The organism is Gordonia sp. NPDC003425 (genome assembly GCF_053588635.1).
Genome location: NZ_JBSFQI010000037.1, coordinates 1 through 2,472, shown reverse-complemented (window position 1 = coordinate 2,472; position 2,472 = coordinate 1). Strand labels below are relative to the sequence as shown.

The 2,472-nt window shown below is 65.7% G+C and carries 3 protein-coding genes; 1 reads left to right on the top strand and 2 read right to left on the bottom strand.

What is annotated here, in order from left to right; translation table 11 throughout:
- Positions 1-102: 102 nt before the first annotated feature.
- Positions 103-1,038: a M23 family metallopeptidase gene (locus tag ACWDTD_RS20425; RefSeq protein ID WP_449748941.1), complete on the bottom strand. Its 936-nt coding sequence runs from the start codon at positions 1,036-1,038 to the stop codon at positions 103-105.
- Positions 1,039-1,307: 269 nt separating this feature from the next.
- Here ACWDTD_RS20425 and ACWDTD_RS20420 point away from each other — a divergent pair, with 269 nt between their 5' ends.
- On the top strand, positions 1,308-1,961 hold the full coding sequence (locus tag ACWDTD_RS20420) for a DUF305 domain-containing protein (protein WP_024499309.1): 654 nt from the start codon (positions 1,308-1,310) through the stop codon (positions 1,959-1,961).
- Positions 1,962-1,989: 28 nt separating this feature from the next.
- On the opposite strand, the gene ACWDTD_RS20415 is transcribed toward ACWDTD_RS20420, so the two are convergent.
- Positions 1,990-2,472 (bottom strand): M56 family metallopeptidase (locus ACWDTD_RS20415; protein ID WP_449748940.1); only part of this gene is annotated, 483 nt, incomplete at its 5' end.

Below are 2,472 nucleotides of genomic sequence, written 5' to 3'. Positions count from 1 at the left end.
CCGCCCACGCCGGCGGGGACGAGGCGCAGGAGAAGATCGCTGAAGCCTCGGCGGCCATCGCTCGCCTCGTTCGTTCCTGAGCCACCCACCACGCCGGGTTCGTCACAGGCGTGGTTCGCCGACCCACTGCGGCACCACCGGCCCCGGCGCGCGGGCGTCTGCATCAGCGGCCATCGCCAGAACCACCCCGCGATCGGCCAGCCACTGTGCCGGATCGACGTTGACTCCCGTCGGGTCGAGAACCTCGAAATGCAGATGCGGGCCGGTCGAGACCCCACGGTTGCCCACTGTGGCGATCGATTGGCCCATCCGTACTCGCGCGCCCTGCTCGAGCAGATTCTCGTCGTTGTGGCCGTAGGTGGTGATCGTGCCGTCATCGTGCCGGATCCGCATCCACAACCCGAACCCCTCGGCAGGTCCGGAGGTGATGACCTCCCCGTCAGCTACCGCGACAATGGGCGCGCCCAGATCATTGCCGATATCAATGCCCTGATGGCCCCGTCCGTCACCGAAGGTGGACGTGATCTCGCCCGCAGTCGGCGCCACCGCACCGCCACTACCGGGCAGCAGCGGTGTCGGCGTTCCGGGTTCCTGCGGCTGGGGGCCATGCGGCTCGTTCGGATCGTGCGGCACGATTGCGGCGATCAGGGTGGCTACCAGCCGAGCCAGCGGTAACGCGTCGATGATCCGGAACCCGTCTATCGGATCAATGAGCGAAAACGTGCCGAAGCACTGCAGTGCGGCTGCACTGCCCGCATCGCCGACGCTGCCCGACTGGGCCTGAGCGCCCAGGCAGGACGCCGTCTGCGTGATCGGCTTCCCCAAATTCGCCGCCGCGGCACCACCCAAAGCGGCCTTCACCGAGTCCTGCACGATCGCGATCAGCTCCCCGGCCACATGTCCATCGGTCGAGGCCGCCGCCGGTGCGGTGGCAATCACAGGCGCAACGCCCACGCACACCGCCGCTGCCACCCCCAGCGATTTGGGGCCCCACTGCTGCCCCGCCTTGACCCGTAGCGATGTCAACACCATCTGCATGCGGTCGGACCTTTCCCGCGGACGTCGTAGACCCACGCACGAGTGCCATGCGTGTACCCGCGAGATCACACCACAAGTCACTTGTGCCCCACCAGTCACACGCGGCTCCACTACGAAGCGAACTAATCAGGCATTAGCGGCTTTGTTTGCGCAGTTCACCGCCCGTTTTGTGGGTGCCGGGCAGGCGACTAACTACTATCGGTGTTAGTAGAATTGTTATCGAAGCGCTGCCGGGCGGTAGCGAAGTATCACTCTTGAGGAGGAGATCGATGAGAGTCACACGAACCGGTGTCGTCGTTGCTGCCGCGGCGGCTGTTCTGACAGTGGTGGCCGCGTGTTCGGACACCTCGACTGAGGATCATTCCTCGATGTCGGGGATGGGTACCAGCACGGTCAGTACCGAATCGTCAGCGGCGGCCTCTGCCGAACACAACAGCGCGGACATCTCGTTCGCCCAGCAGATGATCCCGCACCACACCCAGGCGATCATGATGAGCGACATCCTGTTGGAGAAGGACAACATCAACCCCCAGGTCGTCAGTCTGGCCCAGCAGATCAAAGACGCTCAGCAGCCCGAGATCGAGCAGATGCAGTCGTGGCTGAAGCAATGGGGAGCCCCACTCGAGGGCCAGGGACACAACATGGACATGGGTACGTCGATGGCGCCGGGTTCCTCCCCGATGCCGTCGATGATGGGCATGATGTCGCCAGAACAGATGCAGCAGCTACGCGACGCGCAAGGAGCCGAGGCGTCGCGCCTGTTCCTGACGCAGATGATCGAACACCATCGCGGCGCCATCGCCATGGCCAAGACCGAGATTCAAGACGGCCAATCGCCCGAGGCGATCGCTCTGGCACGTCAGATCGTCACTGATCAGGAGAGCGAAATCGCGAGGATGCAGCAGCTTCTCAACAACCCCTAGCGGTCGGACCTGCCCGGGTCGGTCTCGGCTACACACACATCGCGATCACCATCGCCGAGACGACACCGGACACCGCCAGCGTGGTCGGCACCGCCACCACACCAGCCACCGCCGCGGCAGCACCCACATGATGACGTCGCGACCGGCACCGGTGACCGGAGTCCAAGCGGCTCAACCGAGGCCCCACCGACGACGAATCGCTGATCGACAACACACCCACCGGGCCCGCTACAGGTCCCGAACGGGCCAACGTTCCCAACGCCGAGCAGACCGCCCACGCACCCACCAGCTGGGCCGCGCGGGCATCGGCGGCTTGCTCGACCAAGCCGGCGACCTCACGGCCCGCGCGGCTGAACAACGGAATCAGCGGGAACGCACGCCCGAGAGCGCGGGCCGCCAACACCACGGTGTGATGACGTTGCCGCCGGTGTGCGCGCTCATGAGCAACGACGGCATCGAGTTCCTCACCGGACAACGCCGCCTGCAACCCGGTCGTGGCGGCAATGCCGGC

Excerpts from the sequence above, each read along its gene's own strand:
- ACWDTD_RS20425 (WP_449748941.1), bottom strand. The coding sequence starts at position 1,038 with ATGCAGATGGTGTTGACATCGCTACGGGTCAAGGCGGGGCAGCAGTGG.
- ACWDTD_RS20420 (WP_024499309.1), top strand. The coding sequence starts at position 1,308 with ATGAGAGTCACACGAACCGGTGTCGTCGTTGCTGCCGCGGCGGCTGTT.